Annotated in this window: 28 protein-coding genes and 1 tRNA gene; 4 read left to right on the forward strand and 25 right to left on the reverse strand. The window is 73.1% G+C overall.

All coding sequences use genetic code 11. The features are described from left to right. Positions 1–115: 115 nt before the first annotated feature. The 15 genes from AB0M52_RS09315 to AB0M52_RS09385 form a co-directional block, all read right to left on the reverse strand. Positions 116–820 (reverse strand): DivIVA domain-containing protein, encoded by a 705-nt coding sequence (locus tag AB0M52_RS09315; RefSeq protein ID WP_363951066.1) that lies wholly within the window; start codon positions 818–820, stop codon positions 116–118. Between the two features lie 34 nt (positions 821–854). Then, on the reverse strand, positions 855–2,018 hold the full coding sequence (locus AB0M52_RS09320; protein WP_363951069.1) for a globin domain-containing protein: 1,164 nt from the start codon (positions 2,016–2,018) through the stop codon (positions 855–857). Between the two features lie 2 nt (positions 2,019–2,020). After that, the gene (locus AB0M52_RS09325; protein WP_363951072.1) at positions 2,021–2,419 is read right to left on the reverse strand and encodes a group 1 truncated hemoglobin; all 399 of its coding nucleotides are present in this window, start codon (positions 2,417–2,419) and stop codon (positions 2,021–2,023) included. 450 nt (positions 2,420–2,869) lie between these two features. Next, on the reverse strand, positions 2,870–3,466 hold the full coding sequence (locus AB0M52_RS09330; protein ID WP_363951075.1) for a MerR family transcriptional regulator: 597 nt from the start codon (positions 3,464–3,466) through the stop codon (positions 2,870–2,872). 207 nt (positions 3,467–3,673) lie between these two features. Beyond that, complete coding sequence (locus AB0M52_RS09335) at positions 3,674–4,138, reverse strand: bifunctional nuclease family protein (RefSeq protein ID WP_013733914.1); 465 nt, start codon at positions 4,136–4,138, stop codon at positions 3,674–3,676. Between the two features lie 174 nt (positions 4,139–4,312). Next, on the reverse strand, positions 4,313–5,011 hold the full coding sequence (locus tag AB0M52_RS09340; protein WP_363951077.1) for a MerR family transcriptional regulator: 699 nt from the start codon (positions 5,009–5,011) through the stop codon (positions 4,313–4,315). Between the two features lie 50 nt (positions 5,012–5,061). Continuing rightward, positions 5,062–5,514, reverse strand: a complete 453-nt coding sequence (locus tag AB0M52_RS09345; protein ID WP_093402417.1) for an FHA domain-containing protein — start codon at positions 5,512–5,514, stop codon at positions 5,062–5,064. 220 nt (positions 5,515–5,734) lie between these two features. Continuing rightward, positions 5,735–6,115: a glycine cleavage system protein GcvH gene (gcvH, locus tag AB0M52_RS09350; protein WP_363951080.1), complete on the reverse strand. Its 381-nt coding sequence runs from the start codon at positions 6,113–6,115 to the stop codon at positions 5,735–5,737. A gap of 54 nt (positions 6,116–6,169) precedes the next feature. Continuing rightward, positions 6,170–7,099: a DUF881 domain-containing protein gene (locus AB0M52_RS09355; protein ID WP_363951083.1), complete on the reverse strand. Its 930-nt coding sequence runs from the start codon at positions 7,097–7,099 to the stop codon at positions 6,170–6,172. A gap of 9 nt (positions 7,100–7,108) precedes the next feature. After that, on the reverse strand, positions 7,109–7,441 hold the full coding sequence (locus tag AB0M52_RS09360; RefSeq protein WP_111214012.1) for a small basic family protein: 333 nt from the start codon (positions 7,439–7,441) through the stop codon (positions 7,109–7,111). Continuing rightward, positions 7,438–8,367: a DUF881 domain-containing protein gene (locus AB0M52_RS09365; protein WP_363951088.1), complete on the reverse strand. Its 930-nt coding sequence runs from the start codon at positions 8,365–8,367 to the stop codon at positions 7,438–7,440. Before AB0M52_RS09365 ends, AB0M52_RS09360 begins: the two co-directional genes overlap by 4 nt. 76 nt (positions 8,368–8,443) lie before the next feature. Further along, the gene (locus tag AB0M52_RS09370; protein ID WP_363951090.1) at positions 8,444–9,082 is read right to left on the reverse strand and encodes a CDP-alcohol phosphatidyltransferase family protein; all 639 of its coding nucleotides are present in this window, start codon (positions 9,080–9,082) and stop codon (positions 8,444–8,446) included. Positions 9,083–9,374: 292 nt separating this feature from the next. Next, positions 9,375–9,833: a MarR family transcriptional regulator gene (locus AB0M52_RS09375; RefSeq protein WP_363951092.1), complete on the reverse strand. Its 459-nt coding sequence runs from the start codon at positions 9,831–9,833 to the stop codon at positions 9,375–9,377. Positions 9,834–9,882: 49 nt separating this feature from the next. Next, on the reverse strand, positions 9,883–11,061 hold the full coding sequence (locus tag AB0M52_RS09380) for a PP2C family protein-serine/threonine phosphatase (RefSeq protein WP_363951095.1): 1,179 nt from the start codon (positions 11,059–11,061) through the stop codon (positions 9,883–9,885). 61 nt (positions 11,062–11,122) lie between these two features. Continuing rightward, positions 11,123–11,869 carry an SAM-dependent methyltransferase gene (locus AB0M52_RS09385; protein WP_363951098.1) on the reverse strand — a complete coding sequence of 249 codons (747 nt, stop codon included), beginning with the start codon at positions 11,867–11,869 and terminating at the stop codon, positions 11,123–11,125. A 129-nt stretch (positions 11,870–11,998) separates the two neighbouring features. On the opposite strand from AB0M52_RS09385, the gene AB0M52_RS09390 reads away from it, so the two are divergent. The 3 genes from AB0M52_RS09390 (at position 11,999) to AB0M52_RS09400 (ending at position 13,650) form a co-directional block, all read left to right on the forward strand. Continuing rightward, entirely contained in the window at positions 11,999–12,880 is an 882-nt protein-coding gene (locus AB0M52_RS09390) for a universal stress protein (RefSeq protein WP_363951100.1), read from the forward strand. A gap of 78 nt (positions 12,881–12,958) precedes the next feature. Next, positions 12,959–13,174 (forward strand): phosphatidylethanolamine-binding protein, encoded by a 216-nt coding sequence (locus AB0M52_RS09395; protein ID WP_363951103.1) that lies wholly within the window; start codon positions 12,959–12,961, stop codon positions 13,172–13,174. Continuing rightward, positions 13,171–13,650: a hypothetical protein gene (locus tag AB0M52_RS09400; protein ID WP_363951106.1), complete on the forward strand. Its 480-nt coding sequence runs from the start codon at positions 13,171–13,173 to the stop codon at positions 13,648–13,650. Before AB0M52_RS09395 ends, AB0M52_RS09400 begins: the two co-directional genes overlap by 4 nt. On the opposite strand, the gene AB0M52_RS09405 is transcribed toward AB0M52_RS09400, so the two are convergent. Then, on the reverse strand, positions 13,647–13,850 hold the full coding sequence (locus AB0M52_RS09405) for a hypothetical protein (RefSeq protein ID WP_363951109.1): 204 nt from the start codon (positions 13,848–13,850) through the stop codon (positions 13,647–13,649). The genes AB0M52_RS09400 and AB0M52_RS09405 overlap by 4 nt on opposite strands. Positions 13,851–13,986: 136 nt before the next feature. Between AB0M52_RS09405 and AB0M52_RS09410 the strand changes: the two genes are divergently transcribed. Then, positions 13,987–14,634 carry a hypothetical protein gene (locus tag AB0M52_RS09410; RefSeq protein ID WP_363951112.1) on the forward strand — a complete coding sequence of 216 codons (648 nt, stop codon included), beginning with the start codon at positions 13,987–13,989 and terminating at the stop codon, positions 14,632–14,634. Between the two features lie 41 nt (positions 14,635–14,675). Here the strand turns inward: AB0M52_RS09410 and AB0M52_RS09415 are convergent, their stop codons facing one another. The 9 genes from AB0M52_RS09415 to fdh form a co-directional block, all read right to left on the reverse strand. Further along, positions 14,676–14,861 carry a hypothetical protein gene (locus AB0M52_RS09415; RefSeq protein ID WP_111214003.1) on the reverse strand — a complete coding sequence of 62 codons (186 nt, stop codon included), beginning with the start codon at positions 14,859–14,861 and terminating at the stop codon, positions 14,676–14,678. A gap of 72 nt (positions 14,862–14,933) precedes the next feature. Beyond that, positions 14,934–15,131 carry a hypothetical protein gene (locus AB0M52_RS09420; RefSeq protein WP_363951115.1) on the reverse strand — a complete coding sequence of 66 codons (198 nt, stop codon included), beginning with the start codon at positions 15,129–15,131 and terminating at the stop codon, positions 14,934–14,936. A 46-nt stretch (positions 15,132–15,177) separates the two neighbouring features. Then, positions 15,178–15,987, reverse strand: a complete 810-nt coding sequence (locus tag AB0M52_RS09425) for a hypothetical protein (protein WP_363951118.1) — start codon at positions 15,985–15,987, stop codon at positions 15,178–15,180. Further along, positions 15,984–17,777: a selenocysteine-specific translation elongation factor gene (gene selB / locus AB0M52_RS09430; protein ID WP_363951121.1), complete on the reverse strand. Its 1,794-nt coding sequence runs from the start codon at positions 17,775–17,777 to the stop codon at positions 15,984–15,986. Before selB ends, AB0M52_RS09425 begins: the two co-directional genes overlap by 4 nt. 2 nt (positions 17,778–17,779) lie before the next feature. Continuing rightward, positions 17,780–19,084, reverse strand: coding sequence for an L-seryl-tRNA(Sec) selenium transferase (gene selA / locus AB0M52_RS09435; protein ID WP_363951124.1), 1,305 nt, complete (start codon positions 19,082–19,084; stop codon positions 17,780–17,782). A 20-nt stretch (positions 19,085–19,104) separates the two neighbouring features. Next, positions 19,105–19,200, reverse strand: a tRNA-Sec gene (locus AB0M52_RS09440). 53 nt (positions 19,201–19,253) lie between these two features. Then, positions 19,254–20,318, reverse strand: a complete 1,065-nt coding sequence (gene nrfD, locus AB0M52_RS09445) for an NrfD/PsrC family molybdoenzyme membrane anchor subunit (protein ID WP_363951127.1) — start codon at positions 20,316–20,318, stop codon at positions 19,254–19,256. Beyond that, positions 20,315–21,301 (reverse strand): 4Fe-4S dicluster domain-containing protein, encoded by a 987-nt coding sequence (locus AB0M52_RS09450; protein WP_363951130.1) that lies wholly within the window; start codon positions 21,299–21,301, stop codon positions 20,315–20,317. Before AB0M52_RS09450 ends, nrfD begins: the two co-directional genes overlap by 4 nt. After that, a complete protein-coding gene (gene fdh, locus AB0M52_RS09455) occupies positions 21,301–24,594 on the reverse strand; it encodes a formate dehydrogenase (protein WP_363951132.1) in 3,294 nt (1,097 codons plus the stop codon). Before fdh ends, AB0M52_RS09450 begins: the two co-directional genes overlap by 1 nt. Positions 24,595–25,322 lie beyond the last annotated feature (728 nt).

Consider the following 25,322-nt stretch of genomic DNA (forward strand, 5'->3'; position numbering starts at 1 on the left):
GTGGCCTTCACCTCGAACGCGTGCCCGAGCGTGGTCGGGGTGTTGGAGCCGTGTCGAAGTATGCGATGACGACATCGCCATCGGCGTAGCCGGCCAGCCGGCCGGCCCGACGGGGTCAGCGCTGCTGGTGGCGCGGCAACGACTGCTGCGCCGCCGCCCCGTCCACCGCGGCCGGCGGCTGCCCGCTGATCCGGTCCATCGTGCGGGCCAGCTGCTGACTGCCGTCGTCGAGATGCCGCGCCGCCGCCTGCATGTGCGAGATCATCATCTCGCCGTAGATGCGCAGCGCCTCCCGGGCGGCCACCCCGTCGTCGAACGCCGGCCCGGCCGACGCGCGGTAGTCCTGCACCGCCCGCTCCGCCTCCTGACGGGCCTCCTCCACCGCCGCCCGCACGTAGCTCTCGTACTGGGTGCGGGCGTACTCGGCGACCCGCCGGGCGTAGTCATGCGCCTGCGCGATGATCTGCTCGGCCTCCCGCTGCGCCGCCGACAGCAGATTGACCTCCTTGGCCGCCGGCACCTTCGCCGCCGGCACCTTCGCCGCCGGCCCCGAACTCGGGATCACCCCGTGCCGGTGCAGCTCCACGTGGTCGTTGAGCCGCTCGTTCTCCGCCCGCAGGTTGGCCACCTGCGTGGCCAGCAGATCCAGCTCGTCGGCCACCTGCATCCGGAACCGGTCCACGTCGGTCTGGTCGTAGCCGCGTCGGGCGAACGACGCCGACCCGAACTCCCACCGCCGGACCCGGTCGGGGGTCATCCGCACCTGCACACCACCGGCGACGTGCGTGCCGTCGTACCTGCTAATCGGGGTCGCGTTCACCGCACCGACCCTCCCTTCGGGCTACCGAGTTCAGTCACCGGGCACCTCCGGAATCATCGGGGGCGGCCGTCCGCCACGCGGGGCCGTACCAGTGCTGACCCAGACCCTCGTGGTGCAGCTGCCCGGCGTGGTAGCCGGACCGGGTCAGGGCCGCCACCGTCTGCGACACCATCTCGTCGGAACCACACAGGAACACGTGCCGGGACCGCCAGTCACCGTCGGCCAGCGCCCGGTTCACCGGGTGCACGAACTCCCCCGGCCGGTTCATGTCCAACCCCACCACCTGGGTCACCCGGAACCAGGGGTACGACGCGGCGAGCTTGTCGATCGCGTCGCTGTCGTAGAACTCGCTGCGCGAGCGGGCCCCCACATACAGGTCGACCCGGCGGTGCGGCCCCTCGGCGGCGACCTGCTCCACCAGCGCCTTCAACGGCGCCCACCCGGTGCCCCCGGCCAGCAGCAGCAGGTCCGCCGACCCGGCCGGCCGCAGCGTCAACCCGTCGCCCACCGGCGCCGCCAGATGCAGCTGGTCACCCACCGCGCACCCATACACCAGCCGCGACGACACCGCGCCGCCGGGCGCCGCCCGCACGTGCAACTCCAGCGTGCCGTCCGGGCGTGGCGCGTTCGCCGGCGAGTAATAGCGCCATGACCGCACCGCCGGATGCGACACCCCGATCGACTGGCCCGCGGTGAACGGCAGCAGGTACTGCGGACGCAACGTCAGCACCGCCACGTCGAACGCCCGCCGCTCGTGGCTGGTGATCTCGGCCACCCACCACGGTGGATTCACCGCCTCGGCGGCCTGCGCCGCCTCGGTCATCACCTTCGACACCAGCCCGTACGCCGCCGCCCAGTCCTGCGCCAGCTCGTCGGTCCACTGGTCACCGAGGAAGTGCTGCAGCGTCGCCAGCAGCGCCTCCCCCACGGCCGGGTAGTGCTCCGCCCGGACCGCGAACTTGCGGTGGTCGGCGCCGAGGTTCTGCAGGTAGCCGACCAGCTGGTCCAGCTGGTCCACCTGGGACACGATGTGACCGAGGGCGGTGACCAGCCGGTCCCGCTGACCCGCCATGTTGGTCGGGAACATCTGCCGGGTCTCGGGATGCGCCAGGAACAGCGTCGAGTAGAAGTAGAGCGGCACCTGGTCGCCGTGTGCGGCGACCAGGGACCAGCTCTGTTTGAGCCGCGAGACGTCCACGCTCAGGCGTCCGCCCGGTCCCCGCCGGCCACCACCTGGTCCTGCACCTGCGCCAGCACCGCCTGCACGTCGGTGATGACATCGCCCGGCACACCCAGCTGCGTCAACGTCGCCGTCAGGTGCTCGCCCACCAGGACGTAGTGCGGCACCGGGATGTGCAACGGATGGTGCGCCGCGGCCAGGTCACGGCCGGTGTACTCGTTCGGGCCACCGAGCACCACCGTCAGCATCTGCGCCAGGTGCCGGCGCTGACCGGCCATCTCCACCTCGGCGAAGTAGCCGGCGAGTGCCGGGTCGGCGAGTACCCGTTCGTAGAACAGCTCGACAGCGGTTTTCACCGAGCTTGCCCCGCCGATCCGCTCGAAGTGCGAGACGGGGGTGGTGTCTTCGGTAACCGTCACGGTCGTTCCTTCCGTGATGAGGGGGACGCGCGGCACTCGGCGCGAAGGACGATCCACCGGCGCGGAACCGCGCCCTGGCGGCACCGCCGGGCGGACCGTATCGGACCATAGCGTGCCGGACCGGACCCGTCACGGCCCGCCTATCGCATTCCCGACACAGGACAGTCGCGAAGAGTGATGGGAGGGCGCCCAGTTGGCCACGCACCGCCATTCGGTCACCACCGAGAGTGGCCAGGGTCGTCGGCCCGGCGACGCCCACCCAAGCCGGGCATCCGCCCGTTCGCACGCCGCTGGCCAGCATCGACAGCCCCAGGCCCGCGACCGGCGACCCGCCACCGGCCGCACCGGAACCCCGCACCCCGGACCGGCACGCTGCGTGATCAGCAAAAATCACACAAATGATCGGCGAAACCCGGACAGGCCAGGCGCGTCACCGGCGGCCGGGACGCCTCAGCCGGCCCGCCGTCGGGCCCGCCGCGCTGCCAGTTCGTCGCCCACCAGATCCCCCGCCGGGGGCACCTCCGGCTCCTGCCCCACCGAACCCGCGGCGGGCTCCGCCGGCAGAGCCGACAACGAACCCTGGATCTCCTTGAACGCGCCACCGATCGCGATGCCGAACACCCCCTGGCCGCCCTGCAACAGGTCGACCACCTCCTCCGGGGAACGACACTCGTACACCGTTGTGCCGTCGGAGATCAGCGTGATGCCCGCCAGATCCTCCACCCCACGCGACCGCAACGCCTCGATCGCCTTACGGATGTTCTGCAACGACACCCCGGCGTCCAGCAGCCGCTTCACGACCTTCAGCACCACCAGGTCCCGGAACGAGTACAACCGCTGGGTACCCGAACCCGACGCGTCCCGCACACTCGGCACCACCAGCGACGTCCGCGCCCAGTAGTCCAACTGCCGGTAGCTGATCCCCACCGCGTGGCACGCCGTCACACCCCGGTACCCCACCGCACCGTCACTGTCAGTTGCCGACCCAGGCGTCCCACCCGACTCGTGCAAACCCGTACCCGGATCGGAATCTCGCGGCTCGTGCATCCGGACAACCTCCCCGTCAGTGCGGTGACACGTCGTTTCCGGGACGCGCACCCCTCGACACGGCAACCCTATAGCGACCATCCAGGGTTACCGCGGAGAAACCGTCGCGACACGCCGCGCATCGACAGCGACAACCATCACCATCACAGTGAGTCACCGCCGGGAGAGAAACCGGGCCGCCCACCACGGCACCACCGGTCAGCCGGATCAGCCGGCGAAGTCCTCCGGACGCACCTGCTCCAGGAACTCCCGGAACTTCTCCACCTCGTCCTCCTGCTCGTCGGGAATCACAATCCCCGCCTCGCTGAGGACCTGCTCGGCACAACGAATCGGCGCACCGACCCGCAACGCCAACGCGATCGAATCGCTCGGCCGCGCCGACACCCGCACCCCGTCACCGATCAACAGATCAGCGAAGAACACGTTCTCCTTCAGCTCGGTGATCTCCACCGCCCGCAACGGCGCCTTCAACGCCGCCAACACATCCCGAAGAAGATCATGGGTCAACGGCCGGGCCGGCTTGACACCCTGCTGCTCGTAAGCGATCGCCGTCGCCTCGACCGCGCCGATCCAGATCGGCAGATAGCGGTCCCCCTCGACCTCCCTGAGCAGGACGATCGGCTGGTTGCTGGGCAGCTCCACCCGAACCCCGACCACGCTCAGCTCGCGCACCGCCGCCTCCGTGTCGTTGTCACCTACGCCGCACCACGCCCTTTCCCTGCACGGTACACGGACCGCGACACGGTCATCCCGTGCGCTGCCCGCGCCTACGCCCGCGCCAGAAAGGGGTTACCCCCGCAAGCCTACGCCACGCGCCGACGAGCCGATCCGTACGCACACCCGCCCTCACCGACCCAGCGTCGAGCGCAACCCCACCCGCACCAGCGCCGCGTGCAACTGCTGCGACAACGCCACCAACTCCCGCGCCGTCTCCGCCGCCCGCGCCCGCGCCGCCGGATCACTCTGCCGCGCCAACGGCGCCACCAACTGCGCGAACAAGCCGACCTCCCGGTCCGCCGCCGTCCGGTAGCCACGCAGATGCCGCGGCTGGAACCCGTACGCCGCCAGACCCGCCACCGCCCGCGCGATGATCAACGCATCGCCGTCATACCAACCCGGCGGATCCGACACCAGCAGCCCGAGCCGCTCCAACTCCCCCAACGTCGACTCGTCGATCCCGCTGCGCGCCACCAGCTGAGTCCGGTCGAGCCGCACCTGCCCCGACTCGACCGGCGTCACACCGCGCCCCGGCACCTCGCCATCGGGACCCACCGCCACCAACGCCGGCCGCGACCGCTCCGGCGCCTCACCGGAGGCATCCCACTGCGCCAACTGCTCACGGATCACCCGCAACGGCAGAAACTGATCACGCTGCGCGGTCAACACAAACCGCAGCCGCGCCACATCATCCCAGCCGTACTTCCGGTAACCCGCCGCCGTACGCTGCGGCTCCACCAGGCCCTCAGCCTCAAGAAACCGCAGCTTCGAAATGGTCACGTCCGGAAAATCCGCCCGCAACTCGGTCAGCACCTCGCCGATACTCATCAACGGCTGGGCGCGACCCGCCCCGGACGGCGTCGAGGCCGCAGGCTCGTTCACCCCCGGCCGGCCTCACCCTCCGGGCGCGGACCGGCAATGAACACCACCCGGAACTTGCCGATCTGCACCTCGTCACCGTTGCTCAACGTCGCCGCCTCGACCCGCTCCCGGTTCACGTACGTGCCGTTCAAACTGCCCACGTCCCGCACCGTGAACGTGCCACCATCCCGGTGGAACTCCGCGTGTCGACGCGACACCGTCACATCGTCGAGGAAAATGTCACTGTCCGGGTGCCGCCCACTGGTCGTCACATCGTGATCCAACAGGAACCGGGCACCCGCGTTCGGACCCCGACGGACCACCAGCAGCGCCATCCCCGGCGGCAGCGAACCGGACATCCGGCTCGGCACCACATCGGTGTCCGGCCCCTCCAGCGCTTCCTCGAGCGAACCGAGATTGAGCGTCGACGTGACGTCGAGCGGGGGGAACTCGTCGCCTGGGCGAGTCATGGGGACCACCTCACGGATCTGTTTCGGTCGGCGTCGGGAGACGGCGGGTCTGGCCGCCGGGCTCTGATCCACCCGGCGGCTGGCTCTCCGTGCCCCGAAAGGCTGTCCGCGACGCTCAACAAATGGGTTCTCGGTCGACTGGGCGAGCCTAGCCAGCGCCGAAAAACAGGGCAACCGGACGCGCGGCATGGATACCGACCCGCCGGCACAGGGAAACGCTTCAGCTCTCGGTCAGCTCGCGATACGCAGCCGCGGACAGCAGCCCGTCAACCGCCGCCGGATCCGCCGGAGTGATCTCCACCAACCAACCCGCACCGTACGGCTCCGAGTTGATCACCTCCGGCGTGTCGACCAACGCCTCGTTGCGCGCCGACACCGTACCGCCCAGCGGGGCGTAGATCTCCGACACGCTCTTGGTCGACTCGATCTCACCCAACGACTCACCGGCCGCGACCACCGCACCGGACTCCGGCAACTGCACATACACGATGTCGCCAAGAGCATCCTGCGCGAAATGGGTGATACCGACCCGCACGGCCCCGCCGTCGGCAGCAGCCACCCACTCGTGCTCAGCGGTGTAACGCAGATCCTCAGGAATCACCAGAAGCGTCCTCATCCATCGCGACACCGGACCAACCGGTGCCGGCCCACCGGCCTAGGCGACCGGACGGGCGTGTTCCAGCGTGCTCGGCACGTGCAGCGCCGAAACCTCGGCAACCTCACGATCCTCAACGATCACGTTACCGCCGTCGCCAGCCACCTGCGCGACCACCCCACCGGGAATGTTGAGCGCCGTACGCATCGTCGCCGGCTCCCCGATCACCGTGATCGTGAACGGCCCCGTCAACCGCCGCCCGTCCACGATCAACGACCCGTTCTCCCCGTCCAGGAAGTACGTCGACGCCACGATCCGCACCGACGCCCGGTCACCGCCGGAAATCTGCATCGCCTCCGCGCCGGCCCCCCGCAACTCCTGCACCGCGTCCAGCACCCGACTCGCCGAGATCGACTTCGTACCCGCCTGGAACCGCACCGCCAGACCCGGACCCCGCGCCGGCAGGGTGCCCGCCAGGATCCCCAACTCGTCCGCCCGCCGGGTCGCCTCCTCCAGCGCCGCCTGACGCCCCTGCTCACCCGAGCGCAACTGCCGCTGACTCTCCTCCAACGAGGTGATGTCCTGCCGCAGCCGCATCTCCCGCGCCTCCAGGTCGTACAGGATCCGGACCAGATCCTCCTGCCGCGCCGCCGACAACGACGAATCCGACGACGTCGTTTTCAGCTGCACCGCCAGCGTGAAACCCAGCAGCACCAGCAGCACGCCGATCATCACGGCCGCCGAACTGAACGGCCGCCACCTCGCCGCGCCCGCCACCGGCTCCGCGCGCGTCGCCGCCTGCGTGTCCTCGGCCGGCTCTTCCGGCGGCGCGTCATCGTCCTCCGGCCGCCCCTGCGGCGACAACGGACTCAGCTCATCCGGATCCGGCGCCTCCGGCCGCGGGTCCGGCTCGCCCGCCGGCCCACCCGGCCGGGCCGGACCCGCCGGCTGCGGCCACCCCGTGCCCGTCTCGGTGTGCTCGTCACTCACGCCACAAACCTACGCCCGGAACAGGTGCCGGCGGATCGCCGCCACGTTGCCGAAGATACGCACTCCCAGCACAACCACCACACCGGTGGACAACTGCCCGCCCACCCCCAGCTGGTCACCCAGATACACGATCAGCGCGGCCACCAGCACGTTCGAGATGAACGACACCACGAACTGCTTGTCATCGAAGATCCGGTCCAGCTTCGCCCGGACCCCACCGAACACCGCATCCAGCGCGGCCACCACCGCGATCGGCAGGTACGGCTGCAACGCCGCCGGCACCGTCGGGTCCAGCCACAAACCGAGCCCTACACCGGCCAGCAGGGCCACCACCGCGATCATCGACCACCTCCGGAGGGACTGGGGGACGCACCCGAGCCGGACGACCCGTCACGACCCGACGGCGACACACTGGGACTCACCGCGGGCTCCGCGTAGCGTAGCCGCGGCTCCGGAGCCGCCGGCAGGGTGAGGTTGTCGGCGTCCCGCACCGCGAACGACAGCCCGGTGTCCTGGGCCACCTTCCGCATCGTCAACGCACTCCGGCTGGCCTCGTACCGCTTCCGCATCGAACTCGGACCGATCGCCGACACCTCGTACGGCCCGGTCACCGGCCGGATACCTACGAGGATCGCCTGACCCGCGAAACGGATCGTCGAGGTGGCCGTCAACCGCTCCCCGTTGATCGCGATCGCCTCCGCCCCGGCGCCCCACAGGTCGTTGGCCACCCCCTGCAGGTCGCTGTAGATCACCTGGGACGGGCCGACGTTGCCGGCGTTGAGGGAATCCTTACCGCCCGGCCCGTCCGCCAGCCGCACCACCAGGCCGTCGCCGCGCACCTTCCCCAAGCCGGTACCGGCCTCCAGGTCCCGCAACCGGGCCGCCTGTGAACCGCCCAGCGCCGCCTCCCGCTGCCGGTTCACCTCCTCGCGTAGATCGTCGGCCCGCACCGACATCGCGTCCGTCTCGCTCTGCCGCTGCTGGATCTGCGCCACCAACCCGGAACGGGCCTGCGCGCGCCCCGGCTCCTCGGCCGTGGTCTGCCGGTACGCCACCGCGCCGAGGAAGCCGAGCAGCACCACGACCACCAGGCTGACCGGACCCACCGACCAGCCCGGCCGCGCCGGCTGCCCGGTCTGCGCGCGCCGGGCCGCCGCGTCCGCGTAGCCCGGATCCAGCGGGTTGCGGAACAACTCGGTCAGGAAGTCCGGCGTGTAGACCCGCGCGCCACGCGGGCCCGCACCGGGATCGTCGCTGCGCTCGCTCATGCCGGCGCTCCGCTGCGCTCCGTGCCGCCATGAGGCACCACCGCGCTGAGCCGATGATTCGCTCGCTGACGCCCGCTCATGCCGCCGCTCCTTGACCACGTACCGCCCGTACCAGCTGGCGTGCCTGGATCACGTAGAGCGCACCGGCCACCCAGTAGAGCACCAGCCCCCACCACGCCAGGGCCCAGCCCACCGCGCCGGCGATCGCCGCGGCGGCCGGCACCGTGGCGGCCAGCAGCAGCACCGGGAAGGCCGCCAGCAGTAGGAACGTGGCGGTCTTGCCGACGTAGTGCACCGGCGGTGGTCCGTAGCCGTGCCGGCGCAGCACCGCCAGGGAACCGAGCAACAGCAGCTCCCGCGCCAGCAGGGCGGCGGTGAACTGCCAGGGCACCACCTCGCGGGCGGTGAAGGCGACCAGGGTGGCGAGGATGTACAGCCGGTCGGCGAGCGGGTCGAGCAACTCGCCGAGGCGACTGACCTGCCGCAGCCGGCGGGCGATCCAGCCGTCGACCCAGTCGCTGGTGCCGCCGACGGCCAGCACCACGATCGCGGCCACGTCGGCGCGGACGACGAGGAACAGGTACAGGAAGAGTGGGACACCGAGCAGGCGTACGAAGCTGATCAGGTTCGGCAGGGTCAGCACCCGGTCGTCGGGCTGCTGTCCACCGGCGCCGGGGGCCTGCGGTTGCTCTGCCCGAGCGGGCCGACGCGACACCGAACCTCCTCCGCGACACGCTCGACCACCGCGGCCCCTGGTCCGCCGTGGAACGTCGTGCGCCCTGTCGGGCCGGCTGGCGCCGGCGCCCCCTGCGATCCCGATCCGGGACCTCCCCTGGCCCCGCCGTCCACCGTCGATGATCACGGGCCGGCCGGATGCGCTGCCACTATATCGGGCTGCTGCCGCGCTTCCGCTGCCCAGCGGTGGCGCGCCGGGTCGTCGAACCGTTTGGCATGTGACCGGTGTCACCACGCGTAAGGCGTCCTAGGATGGAGGGTTGCGCCGCGCGTCAGGCGCTCCGGGCCGAGGCGTCCGGCGATTCCGCGGCCACCGCCGCCTGGCCGAACGCCTGCAAGGCGCGCAGCAGGTCCTGCTGCACCCGGGCGGGCATCCGGTCGAGCACGGCCTGCACCGCCTCGTGCCGACGCGACCGCAGCTCCCCCAGCAGGGTCCGCGCCGCCGTGGTCGGCACCAGCCGCACCTCGCGGCGGTCCCGCGGGTCGGCCACCCGACGCAGCAGGCCGATCGCCTCCAGCCGGTCACACAGCCGGCTGGCCGAGGAGGGTACGACGTCCAGCAGCTCGGCCAGACCGTTGACGTTGGTCTCGGGCCGGCTGGTGAGCAGCGACAGCACCCGCAGCTGGGTCGGCGAGACGGCGAGCCGATGTCGGGAGACGGCGGAGTCGAGCACGCCCACCAACGCCTCGGCGGCTGCGTCGATCGCCGCGGCGAGATCCGGTCGCTCCACCCGATGTCCCCTGCGATTGTCCCGCTGGTCCTGCCCCGACCGCCGCTCGTCAGTCGCCGTCCCGGCGGGCGGAACCGCGCCAGTCCAGGCAGACCACGACCGCGTCGTCACGCAGATCGGCGTCCGCGTGGAAGGCCTGCAACTCGCGCATCACCGTACCAATTGCCTCGGTCGGCGGCTGTAACCGCGTGGCCCGCATCGACCGGGCCATCGCCCGCTGTCCGTACGTCTCCCGGCCGCTCGGATCGGCCGCCCACACCCCGTCGGAGACGACGAACAGCCGATCCCCCGGATCGAGATCGAACTCCTGCAGGTCGTAGCGGGTCTCGGCGAACATGCCCAGCGGCAGCTGCTGCTCCAGCGCGACCCGGGAGACGGTGCCGCCGCGCAGCCGCATCAGGTGCGGTGAGCCGGCGTCCACCGCACACACCCGCCCGGTGGCGCAGTCCAGTTCCAGCAGCACGGTCGCCACGTGCCGATGCCCCCGGTGCTGGTAGAACACCGTGTCGGAGGCGAGTTCCGCCTGTTCCACCAGGCCGCCGCCGGAGCGGCGGGCGTTGCGCATCGCGTTCACCGTCACCGCGGTCAGCAGGGCCGCGGTGAGTCCGACGCCGTCGCCGTTGAGCACGGTGACGGTGAGCCGGTTGTCGTCCAGGGACCAGTCGAAGTGGTCCCCGCCCACCGTGTACGCGGGTTCCAGCTGCCCCGCCAGCTGGAACCCGCCGTGGCTGACGCTGCGGCCCGGCAGCAGTTCCCACTGCAACTCGGCGGCCATGCTCAGCCGCTCCTGCCGCCGGGCCCGCCGGTAACGGTCGGTCTCCCGGTCGGCGGCGCGCAGCGCCAGCGCCACCTCGCCGGCGATGTCCGCCGCCCGCCGGACGACCGTCTCCGCCGGCGCCTCGGGCAACTCGACCATGAGCACGCCCAGCCGTTCGCCCCACACCGACAGCGGCAGGTAGAGCTGGCACCGGCCGTCCTCGCCGAGGTCCCGGACGGGTTGCTGGCTGCTGAAGCAGCGCTGGAGGAAACCCTGGACGGCCTCGGCACCGGCGGTCGGCTGCCGCGGGTCGAGCACCGGCCACAGTCCACTGATCCGGTAGTCGGCGACGAACACGGCGGTGCCCGACGCGCCCAGGACGGACCGGATGGCCCGGTCGGCGGCCTCGACCACCCGGTCGGGCGGGGCCTCGCGCAGGGCGCGGGAAACCCCGGTGGGCGCATCCGCCATGACCATCCTCCGAAATACTTGCTCTGGGGCAAGCATCATACGGAGGCGGGTCCAACCACGGTCACCCGGCCGACCGCACCGCCACCGTGCCGTGGAAGGCGTCCGGCACCTGCGCCGGCGGCCCGTCCGGCCGCCACTCGGTGACCGGCACCACGCCCTCCGCCGTGGGCGTCCACCGGCCGAGCAACGGGCCGAACGACGCCGGCGCCCGCATCCGGAACGCCGGTCCCATCATGGCCAGCGCCTCGGGGTGGCCGGCCAACTCCTCGGTGTCGAAATCGATCGCCAGGTGGCTACCCGGCGCCACCGCCGCGTACAGCTCGTCAAGGGTGCGGGCGAGGGTCTCGTCGTCGAGGAAGGCGGCGAGACCGAGGAACACCACCCCCACCGGCCGCCGCCCCCAGCCCGGCACGAAACGGTGCAGCAGCGCCGGGTCCAGCGTGCCGATGTCGGTGGCGTCGCCGAAGCCGTAGCCGGCCCGGTCACTGCCGGCCAGGATGCGCTGTCCAAGGCGGATGGTCACCGGATCCACGTCGGTGTAGAGCACCGTCGCCTCGGGGACGGCCTCGTGCACGTTGCCCATGGTCGGCACCCCGGCGCCGAAGACCAGGAAGCTGTCCACACCGGTGGCGGCGATCCCGCGTACCGCCCGACCGAGGAAGGCACGCAGCGCCCGGAAGACCGGCGCGCACGGCCCGTACGCCTGCTCGAAGGCGCGGGCCGCGGCCACGTCGACCGGGTAGTGGTGCTCCCCGCCGAGCCAGAAGTCGATCATCCGCGCGGTGCTCGGCTGGTCGGGCTCCACCATCGATGACGCTCCCTCCCCAGGCGTTCGTCGCCAGCGTACCGACACCGGGCCGCTCGCCGGTATCGGCCCGCTGGCCACCGCCGGCCGCGATACTGACCCAGATCGTGGCCCACAGCCGGGAGGTGAACGGTGAACTCGGCCAACGGCGCGGCGGTGGTGGTCGGCGTGGACGGCTCCGAGTCGGCGCTCACCGCGGTGCGGCTCGCCGCCGCGGAGGCGGCCCGGCGGCACCGGCCGCTGCGGGTGGTGCACGCCTTCATCTGGCCGATGCTGCATTCCCCGATCACACCGGCCACCGACGGCCCGCCCGGCGGAGGGCTACGGGAACAGGCCGAGCGACTCGTCACCGCGGCGGTCGACGAGGCCGAGGCGACCTCGCCGGGCCTGCGCATCACCGGTGAGATCATCGACGGTGAGCCGGCCGCGGTGCTGCTCGGCGAGGCGCCCGCCGCCGCGCTGATGGTGCTCGGCGACCAGGGACTGGGCGGACTCGCCGCGCTGGTGGTCGGCTCGGTCGCGGTGCAGGTGGCCGCGCACGCCGACTGCCCCGTGCTGGTGGCCCGCGGGACACCGCGCACCGACGGGCCGGTGGTGGTCGGGGTGGACGGCTCGGCGCTGTCCCAGCGGGCCGTCGAGTTCGCCGTGCAGACCGCCGCCCTGCGCGGCGTCGCGGTCGTCGCGGCGCACGCCTACCGGCATCCGGCCTCCACCGGCCCCGGCGACATGCAACCCCTGGTGTACGACGAGTCGGAGCTGCGGGCCGACGAGGAGCGGACCGTCGCCGAGGCCGTCGCCGGGCTGGCCGAGCGGTACCCGGAGGTGTCGATCACCCGGGAATCGGTACGCGGTCGCGCCCCGCAGGTGCTCACCGACGCCTCCCGCCGGGCGCAACTGCTGGTGGTGGGGGGTCAGGGGCGCGGCGAGTTGACCGGGTTGCTGCTGGGGTCGGTGAGTCACTCGGTGCTGCACCACAGCCACTGTCCGGTCGCGGTGGTCCGCGCGCCGCGGTGAGCGGCCGACGGGGTTGGCGGCGGTCCAGGCGGGTAGACGGGCCGCGTACGCCACCGGCGACGACCAGAGGAGACAGCGATGCCAGGACCACGGCCGGGCAGCAACGCCTACGACAAGCAGCGCGCCCGTATCCGCAACGCGATCGACGACTCCGGTCGGCACGCATCGGACCAGCAGGCCAACGAGACCGCCAACCGGATCCTGCAGGAGGACCGGGGCCAGCGCGGCATCGTCCGGGGCGAACGAACGTACGGCCCGAAGGGCAACCGCGAACCGGGCGACCCGAAGAAGTGAGGGGCACCGCGCTGGCCGACGGGCTCATCGCCGGGGCGGTGGGCACGATGGCCCTCAACGTCGTGACCTATCTGGACATCGTGGCCCGGGCCCGCCCGGCCAGCCAGACCCCCGAGGAGAGCGCCGGACGGGTGGCCGGCGCGGCGCACGTCAACCTGGGTACGCCGGAACAGGCCACGAACCGCCGCTCCGGCCTCGGCGCGCTGATGGGCTACGGCCTCGGCGTGGCCGCGGCGGTCGGCTTCGCCGCACTGGTCCGGGGCCGGCGGCAGCCGATGCTGCGGGCCACCGCGCTGCTCGGCGGCGGGGTGATGACGCTCTCCGACGGGTCCCTGACCCTGCTCGGCGTCACCGACCCCCGGCAGTGGCGACGCGTCGACTGGGTCGCCGACCTGGTCCCGCACATCGCGTACGGACTGACGGCCGCAGCCACCTGGAACCGGCTGCGGCCGTCAGGGTCGGGCAAACGCCGTTAACGGCGGTCGCTGTCGTCCTCGGCCACCGGCTGTCCGGCCGGGCCGTACGGCGACACCTGCCCGTGCGGCACCGGACGCCCGGTGTCCCCGGACGACGTGCCGGCGTTGCGGGGATGGCCACCCGGGCCCGGACCCTTGTTGTCCTGGCTCGTGCCGCCCTGCGCGTTGCGCCGGAACTCCTGCTGCTGCGGGTTCGTCACGGTCGTCTCCCTTCGCCGGTGGCGGGACGCGGAAAACCGCGTCCACCCGCGGCTTACCCGCCGCCGTCGGCGGCATTCCGCGACGACGACCGCCGTGGCCCTGCCTAGGCGGGCGCGGGACGGGTACACCGCGACGATGGGCGACCAACGGGATATGGCGCAGGTCCTGCTGACCCGCCGCACGTACGCCGAGGAGGCGGGGATCGCGCTCGCCGACCGGCCGGCACCCCTGTACCAGCTGCTGGTGCTCGTCACCCTGCTGAGCACCCGGATCAGGGCGCAGGTGGGGGTGGCCGCGGCCCGGGAACTCTTCGCCGCCGGCTACCGCTCCCCGCAGGCGATGGAGGCGGCGAGCTGGCAGCAGCGGGTCGACGCGCTAGGCCGGGGCCATTACCGCCGCTACGACGAGCGGACCGCGACCATGCTCGGCACCGGTGCCCGGCTCTGCCTGGACCGGTGGCACGGTGACCTGCGGCGGCTGCACCGGGAGGCGGCCGGCGATCCGGCCACGCTGCGCCGGCTGCTCATCGAGTTCCCCGGCATCGGGCCCACCGGCGCGGACATCTTCCTGCGCGAGGTGCAGACGGTCTGGCCGGAACTGCGCCCGTACGCCGACCGGCGGGCGGTCGCCGGGGCGAAACGACTCGGCCTGCCCGCCACGACCGACCGGCTGGCCGGGCTGGTCGACGAGGTCGACTTCGGCCGGCTGGCCTCGGCGCTGGTGCGGGTGGCGCTCGGCGAGGAGTCCGCGGGGCAGATCAGCCGCAGCGTCGCGGCCCGCTGAACGGGTGCCATGTCGTCGCGTCGCGGCCCGCGGAACGGATGTCACTTCGCCGCGTCGCCGCCCGGCTTGGTCAGATGCCACACCAGCAGTGCCGCGAGCAGCGCCAGCACCACCAGCCCGCCGGATATCCCGCGCCCCTCCTCGGACGACCGGCCGGTGGTGCCGAAGTAGATCACGGCGAGGCCGGCCAGTACCGCGACGAACTTCCGGATGCCTCGGTCCCTCACCGTTCGCACGTTACGGATCGAGACGCCGCGCTGCCGGTTTTGGGCGGTGTTGTCCCTCGACTGGGCGAACCGTCAGTCGGACTCCAGGTCGTCGAGGGAAATTTTGTGGGTCATCAGCCAGCGGGCCAGCGCCGACATGCCGAACAGCCACAGCGGCGCCGACTCGGTGGTGCCGTTGGTGGCGAAGATGGCGAACCGCAGGTCCGGCGCGCGGTACGCCTCGATCCGCCACTGGTGCTGCCGGTCCCGCCAGATCGCGGATGGGTCCATGGCGTCACGGTAGGCACCCGGACCGGCCGCCTACCGGCGGTTGGACTCAACCGGGCACCAGGAAACCGCCGAGCAGCGCCCGCGCGCCGGCCAGGAGCAGCGACAGCGCGATAGCGCCGAACAGCAGGCAGCCGAAGCCCAGCCCCCCGGACCGGCCGCCCTGCCCCTGCCATTCCGGATGGCCGGCGAACCGCCGCTCCCGGAACCAGAAGGCCAGCACGCCGAGCCCGAGTGGCAGCAGGCCGATCCAGAACCAGAACCAGCGCGTCCCCGCGGCCGGTGCCGGCCCGGCGACCACCATCGTCAGCCACACCAGGCCGATCACGGCCGCGACCAGCGCGGCCGCCTGCGACAACCGGTGCGCCAGCCCCTGCTCACTACCCCAGGTGACGCCGCCCAGGGAAAGCCACGCGTCGTCGGGTGTTGACCCCGGATAGGTCACGCCCGCGCCGTCGGAGCCGAAACCGACCTCGTCAACGCCGGGCACGCTCCCGTCGGAATCAGCATCGAAATCGGCGTCGAAATCGGGGCCGGGGCCAACGAATGGGCCAATGTCGGCGTAGCGGGCCTGGCCGTTGGGCAGCGTCCAGACCGCCAACCACCCCGTCTCGTTGACGTGGGGCTGTGGCCGGGCGCCCCAGAAGGAAGGCCCCTCGTCGGTCCAGCCGTCGGCGCGTTGGGCCGTCACCACCCGGCCGGCGGCGGCGTCTCGCTCCAACTGCTCGGCGGGCACCTCCCGCGGCGCCGACCACCAGGCCAGCCCGGCCCAGACCAGCCACAGCAGCGGCAGGCCCCAGCGCAGCCCCAGCAGCACCACCGTGCGTGACCGACCGGCGACCGAACGGACTGTGATCATGGCGTCATCGTGGCAGCCGCCGGCAACCCGCCCGGCACCGGCACCACCACCCGGGCGTCGTCGGGCAGCCGGCGGGTCATCCCCTCCCGGTCCAGCAGCTCCAGCAACGGCACCGCCACCCGGCGGGTGGTGTCCAGGGCCTGCCGGGCGGCGCTGAGCGTGAACGGTTGCGGCAACTCGGCCAGCACCCGCACCGCCTGCCGCGGCGCGCCGGGCAGCAGCAGCACGTTGCCGGTCAGCCGGAGCAGGGCACCGGCGCGTACCGCCGCGCCGATCTCCCGGGCGCCGAGCCCGACGGCGGCGAGCCGGTCGGCGTCGGGGGCGCGAAACGGGTGTACCGCATAGTCGGCGCCGACCAGGGTGAGCGCGCGGACCACCGGATCGGGCAACCGCGCCACCCCGGCCACACCGACCCGGCCGGCGACCAACGCCAGCGGCGGCCGGACCAGAGCCTCGACCAGCGCCCGGTCGGGCAGGCCGAGACGGTGGCGCAACACCTCGACCGGGGCGCCGGGCTCCAGCGGGTGCTCCCGGGCGTGGCCGGCCACCGCCTCGGCGAGCCGGTCACCCAGCTGCCGCCAGTGCTCCGGGTCGGCCAGCCAGTCCCCGGCCACCGGCACGGCGGTCACCGGCACGCCCGCGCGGACCAGGTCACCGGCCCGGACCAGCCCCCTGCGGCGCAGCTCGCCGGCCAGATCGGGGCGGCCGTCCAGGGTGGCCAGCACGGCCGCCCGGGCCGCTGCGGCACCCCGGCGTCCCAGCGGCGGCGGCAGCACGTCCAGCACGGTGACCCCACCGGCGACGTGGTGGCGGCCCGGGTCGCGCAGCAGCGCCCGGTCACCCACCAGCAGCGGCAGCGGGCGGCCCAGCCGCAGCCGGGCGGTGTCCCGGCCCAGCGGGCGTACCCGCACCGGCACCGCGGCGGAGCCGACGTGCAGGGTGAGCGTGGCGGGCAGGTCGGCCACCGGGTCACCGGCCAGCCGCACGTCGACCAGGTCGGTCGCCCGGAACCGGCCCGGGGTGAGCAGCGCGTCCCCGCGGGCGACCCGGTCCCGGGCCACCCCGCGCAGGTTGACCGCCACCCGGGCGACCGGCCCGACCTCATCGCACGCCGCGCCGAGACGGTGCAGACCCCGAACCCGGACCAGCTCGCCGGTGCCGGCCAGCGCCAACTCGTCGCCGACGTGCAGCCGGCCGGCGCCCAGGGTGCCGGTGACCACCGTGCCGCTGCCGCGCACCGTGAAGCTGCGGTCGACCCAGAGCCGAACCGGGGCCTCGGCCGCCGGAGCGGGCAGCCGGGCGGCCAGCCGGTCCAGCGCGTCGCGCACCTCGGGCAGGCCGGTACCGGTGACCGCGCTGACCGCCACCGCCTCCACCAGGCCCAGCGAGGTCGCCGCCAGCTCCGCCCGGGCCTGTTCCAGCGCGGGCCGCGGGTCGGCCAGGTCCGCGCGGGTCACCACCAGCAGGCCGTACGCCACGTTCAGCGCGTCCAGCGCGGCCAGATGCTCGGCGGACTGCGGCATCCAGCCCTCGTCGGCCGCGACCACCACCACCGCGGCGGGCACCGGTCCGACGCCGGCGAGCATGTTCGGTACGAACCGTTCGTGCCCCGGCACGTCGACGAACGCGACGGTGCCGCCGGACGGCAGCGCCGTCCAGGCGAACCCGAGGTCGATGGTCATTCCTCGGCGGCGTTCCTCCGCCCACCGGTCGGGTTCCATCCCGGTCAGCGCCCGCACCAACGTGGACTTGCCGTGGTCGACGTGCCCGGCGGTGGCCACCACGAGCATGCTCAGTCGTCCCCGGGGACGGCCAGCACGGCGGCGCGGACGCCGGCGTCGGCGTGTTCCGGCACGCACCGCAGATCCAGCAGCAGCCGGCCGCGGGCGACCCGGCCGAGCACCGGCGGGTCACCGGTGCGCAGCGGGGCGGCGTACCGCTCGGGCAGGCTCAGTGCCCACGAATCCAGCTCCACGCCGGGGGCGCCGCCGCCGCCGACCACGGCGACGGCCGGCACCACCTCGACCTTGCGGCCGTCGGCGGCCAGGGCGTCGCGCAGCCGTTCGGTCCGGCCGCGCAGCGCCGCCGCGTCGGCGTGCAGGGCCGTGCGGGTGGGGGTGGCCGGGTCGCCGAGGGTGGCCGCGAGGGCGGCCAGGGTCAGCTTGTCCACCCGCAACGCCCGAGCGAGGGGGTGCCGGCGCAGCCGCTCGACCAGCTCGGCGGTGCCGAGCAGCAGCCCGGCCTGCGGGCCGCCGAGCAACTTGTCGCCGCTGGCGGTGACCAGGGCCGCCCCGGCGCGCAGGGTGCTGGCGGCGTCCGGCTCGTCGGGCAGCAGCGGGTCGGGGGCGAGCAGCCCGGAACCGATGTCGGCGACCACGGGCACGCCGAGGCCGGCCAGCCGCCGCACCGGCACCGCGGAGGTGAAGCCGGTGACCCGGAAGTTTGACGGGTGCACCTTGAGCAGGAAACCGGTGCGGGGGCCGATCGCGGCGGCGTAGTCGGCGACGGTGGTCCGGTTGGTGGTGCCCACCTCCCGCAGCCGGGCGCCGGTGCTGGCCAGCAGATCGGGCAGCCGGAAGCCGTCGCCGATCTCCACCAGCTCACCCCGGCTGACCACGATCTCCGCGTCGGCGGCGAGCGCGGTGGCCGCGAGGACCAGGGCGGCGGCACCGTTGTTCACCACGTGCACCGCCTCGGCGTGCGGGACGGCGGCGGCGAGGGCGTCCAGGGCGTCGCGTCCGCGCCGGGCCCGCCGCCCGGTGCCCAGGTCCAGTTCGACGTCGGTGTGCCCGGCGGCGGCGACCACGGCGGCCACCGCGGCGTCGGAGAGGGCGGCCCGGCCGAGGTTGGTGTGCAGCAGCACCCCGGTCGCGTTCAGCACGGCCCGTGGCGCGGTCGGCGGCAACGCGGCCAGCGCGGCGTCGGGTACCTCTTCGGGGCTGATCTGACCGCGGCGGGCCCGGTCCTGGGCCCGCCGGACGGCGGCCTTGACCCGGTCCCGGCCGATGCGGGCGGCGGCCGCGCCCAGCCGCGGATCGGCCAGCAGCGCGTCGGTGCGCGGCACCCGGCGCCGCGGGTCGGCGCGGCCGTCGCCCATTGCGTCAACTCCTCGCAGCCTGGCGGAGACGGACGGGAATCGAACCCGCCTGGCCCGGGTCCCGGACCACACCGGTTTTGAAGACCGGGAGGGGCACCAGCCGCCTGAACGCCTCCACCGAGCATTGGATCACAGCCCGGACGTTGGTGTGCGTCGAGGCGGCCGGTGACTACCGGTCCGGCCCGGCGGCCTCTGCGGCGCGGCGTCGGGCAAGACGCTCCCGCTGCGGCAGCACCGTGTACTTCGGATCCTTGGCCGAGGCGACGCCGGCCCGGAAGACCCCGAACCGGGTGGCCACCGACGCGGCCAGCAACGCGACGCCGGAGATCGCCGAGACGACCCGGCTGCGGCCACCCAGCAGCGCGCCGGCCACACCGGCGACGGTCAACGCCCGCCCGGCGTGCAGCAACCGGCCGGCGCGACCGGTCCGGTACGGCTCACCGACCAGGCCGAGGCGGTTCTCCACCTGGTGCGCGCCGAACAGCTCCAGGGCGGCGCCGGCCACCGCCATCCGCCGCGCCGGACCGGCCTGCGCCGGCGGCACGGCGAGCAACCCCACCCCGGCGCCGCTGGCCAGGGCGCTGCCCGCGAAGACGAACGGCAGGTACGGGTACGCCTCGTGCCAGGACGGCACCGCCGTGTCGGCCAGCAGCACCGCCGTGTACGTGCCCAGGGCCGGCGCGGTCGCCGCGGCGGCCAGCCCGGCGGCCTGCCCCACCGGCGGCAACACCCGGCGGACCAGCCCGAGCGGACCCCGCTCTGGTAGCCACGGTGCCGCCTCGGCGATGGCGGCGATCCCGGCAGCCGGGCCGTACGCGGTGAGGATCCAGGTGCCCACCGACATCGGTGAGGTCGGCTTCGCCACCCGCAGCATGTGGTGGAACCGCTCCGGCCGGCCCAGGTCCTTGACCAGCAGGGCGCCGCTGGCGGTGACGGCGGCCAGCGCGGCGAGGCGTCCGGCGCGGCGCACCGCGGCTCGGCCGGTGACCTGCCCGCCCGCCGCGAGCAGCGAGGAACCGGCGGCCAGCCCGCCGGTGAACAGGTACGCGGCGATCTCCCAGGTCCACACCGGCGGCTTGAGGACCGGCCGGCCGTAGTACGAGGTGAACTCCGCCCGCGGCACGGTCAGTTCCTCCCCGCCACGCCCGCGCCGCTGCGCCCTCGGCGGGGCGCCGGTGGCCTGGTCGCGGAAGCGGCGGAACCTGTCGCCCACCGCCGGTCGGTCCGGGTTCACCGCTTACCTCCGAGGAACGCGGCCACCGCCGCGGCGGTCATGGCCAGCGCGGCCAACCCCGCACGCCGCCACATCTTCGGCAGGTCGCGGGTGGTGACCTGAGGGTCCGGCGGCAGGCCGTACACCTCGGGCTCGTCGAGCAGCAGGAAGAACGCGCCGTCGCCGCCGACACCGTCGTTCGGGTCGTGGCCGTACAGCCGCGCCTCGGGCACCCCCCGCTCGTGCAGCGTGGCGACCCGGGCGGCGGCCCGCTCACGCAACTCGTCGAGCGGGCCGTACTGGATGGACTCGGTCGGGCAGGCCTGCGCGCAGGCCGGGGTCAGGCCCGCGCCGATCCGGTCGTAGCACAGCGTGCACTTCCAGGCCCGGCCGTCGCCGGCCCGCCGGTCGATGACCCCGTACGGGCAGGCCGACACGCAGTAGCCGCAGCCGTTGCAGATGTCCTCCTGCACCACCACGGTGCCGAACTCGGTGCGGAACAACGCGCCGGTCGGGCAGACGTCCAGACAGCCGGCCTGGGTGCAGTGCTTGCACACGTCGGACATCATCAGCCAGCGGAAGTCGCTACGCCCGTCGGCGCTGCCGGTGCGCCCGGGCGGCCCGGCTGCGGGCATGCCGAGGAACTCGGTCGACCCGGCGGTGGTGCTCGACCCGGCCGTGCTCAGCCCGCCGGTCGGAGCCGGCTCCGGACCGCTGGCCGACGTCGCGGGTCGAGGCTGCTCGACGAACGCCACGTGCCGCCACGAGTTCGCGGTCAGCGCGCCGGTGTTGTCGTAGGACATGCCGAGCAGGTCCAGCCCGGCGGACGGAACGCCGTTCCACTCCTTGCAGGCCACCTCGCACGCCTTGCAGCCGATGCAGACGCTGGTGTCGGTGAAGAAACCCATCCTCGGCGGCGCGTCGACCCACCCGGCCTCGGCCGCCGGATCGTACGCCGGGGTCGGCGTCGCGGGCGGGCGCGGCCGGCGCTGCTGGTCGACCATCAGCGGTTCCCCTCTCCGTCGCCGCCGGACCCGGTCGGCCCGATCGGCACGCCGGGGGTGACCGCCGGCGGGACGGTGCCGGGCACGATGCCGGCCCGGGCCCGGTAATCCTCCACCAGGTCGCGCAGCGCCGCCCCGGTGGGCCGCCGGCCCGGGCGGACGTCACAGGTCCCGATCTTGCTCTCCTGGATCAGCACGTTCGGATCGAGGGTGATGCCGAACAGGTCGTTGGCCGAGTCGCCGGTGACCAGCCCCTCGAACCCGAAGTGGTACGGCAGCCACAACTGGTGGATCACCCGGCCGTCCACCCGCAACGGGACGAGCCGGTCGGTGACCAGCACCTTCGCCTCGATCACCGCCCGGGCGCTGACCAGATGCGCCCAGCCGAGATGGTTCAGCCCGGCCACCGCGGCCAGTTCCGGGGAGACCTCGACGAACATCTCGGGTTGCAGCTCGGCCAGCGGCGCCACGGTGCGGCTCATCCCGCCGGCGGTGTGGTGCTCGGTGAGCCGGCTGACCGTGAACACGTACGGGAAGACCTGACTGTGCTCCTGCGGCGGACTCGGGTTCGTCGGGTTGATCGGGTGCGCGTACATCTTGCGGGTCGGGTTGGCCTGCTGGGCGTAGAGCGGGTTGCGCATCGGCGACTCGGCCGGCTCGTAGTGGGTCGGCAGCGGGCCGTCGAGCACCCCGCTGGGCGCGTACAGCCAGCCCTTGCCGTCGGCCTGCATGACGAACGGGTCGTCGCCGGCCAGGGCGGCCGGACCGGTGGCACCCTGCGGCGGGCGGTACGACGGCGGTTTCGTCACCTCGAAGTCCGGCACGTCGTGGCCGGTCCATCGCCCCGACTCCGGGTCCCACCACACGTACCGTTTGCGCTCGCTCCACGGCCGCCCATGCGGGTCGGCGGAGGCACGGTTGTACAGCATCCGCCGGTTCGCCGGCCACGCCCAGCCCCACTCGGCGGCCACCCAGTCCTGCTCGGGGCCGGGGCGGCGCCGGGCCGCCTGGTTGACGCCGTCGGCGTACACGCCGGTGTAGATCCAGCAGCCGACGGCGGTCGTACCGTCGTCGCGGGCCTCGGTGAACGCGGACAGCGGGCGGCCGGTGGCGGTGTCGTACCCGTTGATCTCGCGCAGCACCGCCTCGGCGTCGGGCTCGGCGTGCGGACCGTGCGTGGGATAGTCCCAGGTCAGGTCCAGCAGCGCCCGGTCGCGCGGCAACGGCGAGCTGGCCAGCTTCTCCCGCAGCTTGCGGCCGAGGTGGTAGAAGAACCACAGCTCGGAACGCGCGTCGGCGGGCGGGTCGACGGCCTTCTCCCGCCACTGCAACAGCCGCTGGGTCTGGGTGAACGTGCCCTCCTTCTCCACATGCGAGGCGGCGGGCAGGAAGAAAACCTCGGTACGGCACTGCGCCGGCACGATCTCGCCGGTGGCGACCTCCGGACCGCGCTGCCAGAACGTGGCGCTCTCGATCATGAACAGGTCCCGGACCACCAGCCAGTCCAGGTTGGCCATGCCCAGCCGCTGCGCCCGGCCGTGCGCCGAGCCGACCGCCGGGTTCTGGCCGAGCAGGAAGTAGCCCTTGATCTTGCCGTCGATCATGTCGAGCACCTGCCGGTAGGTGCCGTGGTCGCCGGTCAACCGGGGCAGGTAGCCGTAGCAGAAGTCGTTCTCCGGCGTCGCCGCGTCCCCCCAGTACGCCTTGAGCAGGCTGGTCGCGTAGGCGCGGGCGTCGCCCCAGAAGCCCTTCTGGTTCGGGTGGCGGATGTGGCCCACCCAGTCGTCGAAGGTGGGGTGCCGGGCGTGGTGCGGCATCGGCAGGTAACCGGGCAGCAGGTTGAACAGCGTCGGGATGTCGGTGGAGCCCTGGATGCTGGCGTGCCCGCGCAGCGCCAGCACGCCCCCACCCGGGCGGCCGACGTTGCCCAGCAGCAGCTGGATGATCGCCCCGGTGCGGATGTACTGCACCCCGACGGTGTGCTGGGTCCAGCCCACCGAGTAGATCAGGCAGCCGGTGCGCTCCCGGCCGGAGTTCTCCGTCCAGGCGCGGGCCAGTTCCAGGAACATCTCCCGCGGCAGGCCGCAGACCCGCTCCACCATCTCCGGCGTGTAGCGGGCGAAGTGCCGCTTGAGGATCTGGTAGACGCAGCGCGGGTGTTGCAGGGTCTCGTCCCGGTCGCCGGGGCCGGCCACCGGAGCGCCGTGCGATTCGTGCCGCAGGCCGGCCGCGCTCTCCCGCTCGGCGGCCGTGCGTCCACTGCCGGAGTCCCGCTCGTGACCGGCGTACTGCCAGCTGTCCTGCACGTACGTGCCGGTCGTCGGGTCGAAGCCGGAGAAGATGCCGTCGGCGTCCTCGGCGTCGACGAAGTCGTCGCTGACGATCGTCGCGGCGTTCGTGTACGCCAGCACGTACTCCCGGAAGTCCAGCTCGTTGGCGAGGATGTAGTTGACCACCCCGCCGAGCAGCGCGATGTCCGTGCCCGCCCGGATCGGCAGGTACGCGTCAGCTACCGCACTGGTACGCGTGAACCGCGGGTCGACGTGGAACACCTTCGCCCCGCGCCGCTTCGCCTCCATCACCCACTGGAAGCCCACCGGGTGGGCCTCGGCCATGTTCGAGCCCTGAATGACGATGACGTCAGCGTTGGCCACGTCCTGTTGGAAGACCGTCGCGCCACCGCGACCGAAGCTGGCCCCCAGACCGGGGACGGTGGCGGAGTGTCAAATACGGGCCTGGTTCTCGATCTGGAGCGCCCCCATCGCGGTGAACAGCTTCTTGATGAGGTAGTTCTCCTCGTTGTCGAGGGTCGCCCCGCCCAGGCTGGAGATGCCCAGGGTGCGGTTCAGCGGCCGCCCCTCGGCGTCGACGTCCTCCCAGGTCTCGGCGCGTGCGGCCAGCACCCGGTCGGCGATCATGTCCAGCGCGGTGTCGAGGTCCAGGTCCTCCCACTCGGTGCCGTACGGCCGGCGGTAGCGCACCTTCGTCTGCCGCAGCGGACTGGTGACCAGGCTCTTGCTGGCCGACCCCTTCGGGCAGAGCCGGCCGCGGGAGATCGGGCTGTCCGGGTCGCCCTCGATCTGGGTGACCCGGTTGTCGGTCACGAAGACCCGCTGCCCGCAGCCGACCGCGCAGTACGGGCAGACCGAACGGGCCACCCGGTCGGCGTCCTCGGTGCGGGCGGTGAGCCCGGCCGTGCGGGCGGACTGCGCCGCCGCGCCCCGGCCCAGCGGGTCGGTGCCGGTGAGCTGCCGGTACACCGGCCAGCCCAGGAGCACGTCCCGCAGACCCACGTTCGACACACCTCCCGACCCGGCGCTATCCGTCTTGACCTTAGGGCAGCAGGCCCGAGCCGGCGAGCCCGCTTGGCAGAACCGGCCGTACGCCTGTCAGCGGATTCGGCCCCGCGACCTGGCGCGGTTGGGCGGGATCAGTCGGCGGGGTTTCCACCAGGGCTTGCGAGTTCGCGCCAGTCACCGACGGGCTGGTGGGTCTGCTCGGACCTGGCGGCACTGGTGGGTCTGCTCGGCACCTGGCGGCACCCGGCACGCGGATCGGCACCGCCGGGCCCAGGTACGACGCCGCCCCCGGGCCCTGTCGGGCCCGGGGGCGGGCGGTGGGTGTCGGTGTGCAGGTCGCCTCTCGGCGAGTGGCGCGACGCGGCTCCAGCCGGACGGTATTCCGCGAAGGCAATATAGGTGAGGCCCGGGGACACTGGATCACACCGACGCTCGGTACAACCGACCCACCGCCACTATTGTTCCCGCCCCCGCCGCAAGGAAACGGCCCCTTCCCACGCCCGCCACCACCGCCAGACCCGCAGGCAAGGAAGGGCCCCTTCTTAACGCCTGGTGTAGAGGAAGGGCCCCTTGTTAACACGACGCCGAAGCAGTCCCGTGCAGATCTTGGACAGTTGGCGTTAGGCGATGACGGGAACTGTCCAAGATTCACGTTTGGTGTTGCAGACGCTGACTGGCCGGCACCCCGATCGGGGTGCCGGCCAGTCGACTGTGCCGTGTGT

Source organism: Micromonospora sp. NPDC051296 (assembly GCF_040682255.1).
In the GTDB taxonomy this organism is placed as follows: domain Bacteria; phylum Actinomycetota; class Actinomycetes; order Mycobacteriales; family Micromonosporaceae; genus Micromonospora; species Micromonospora craterilacus.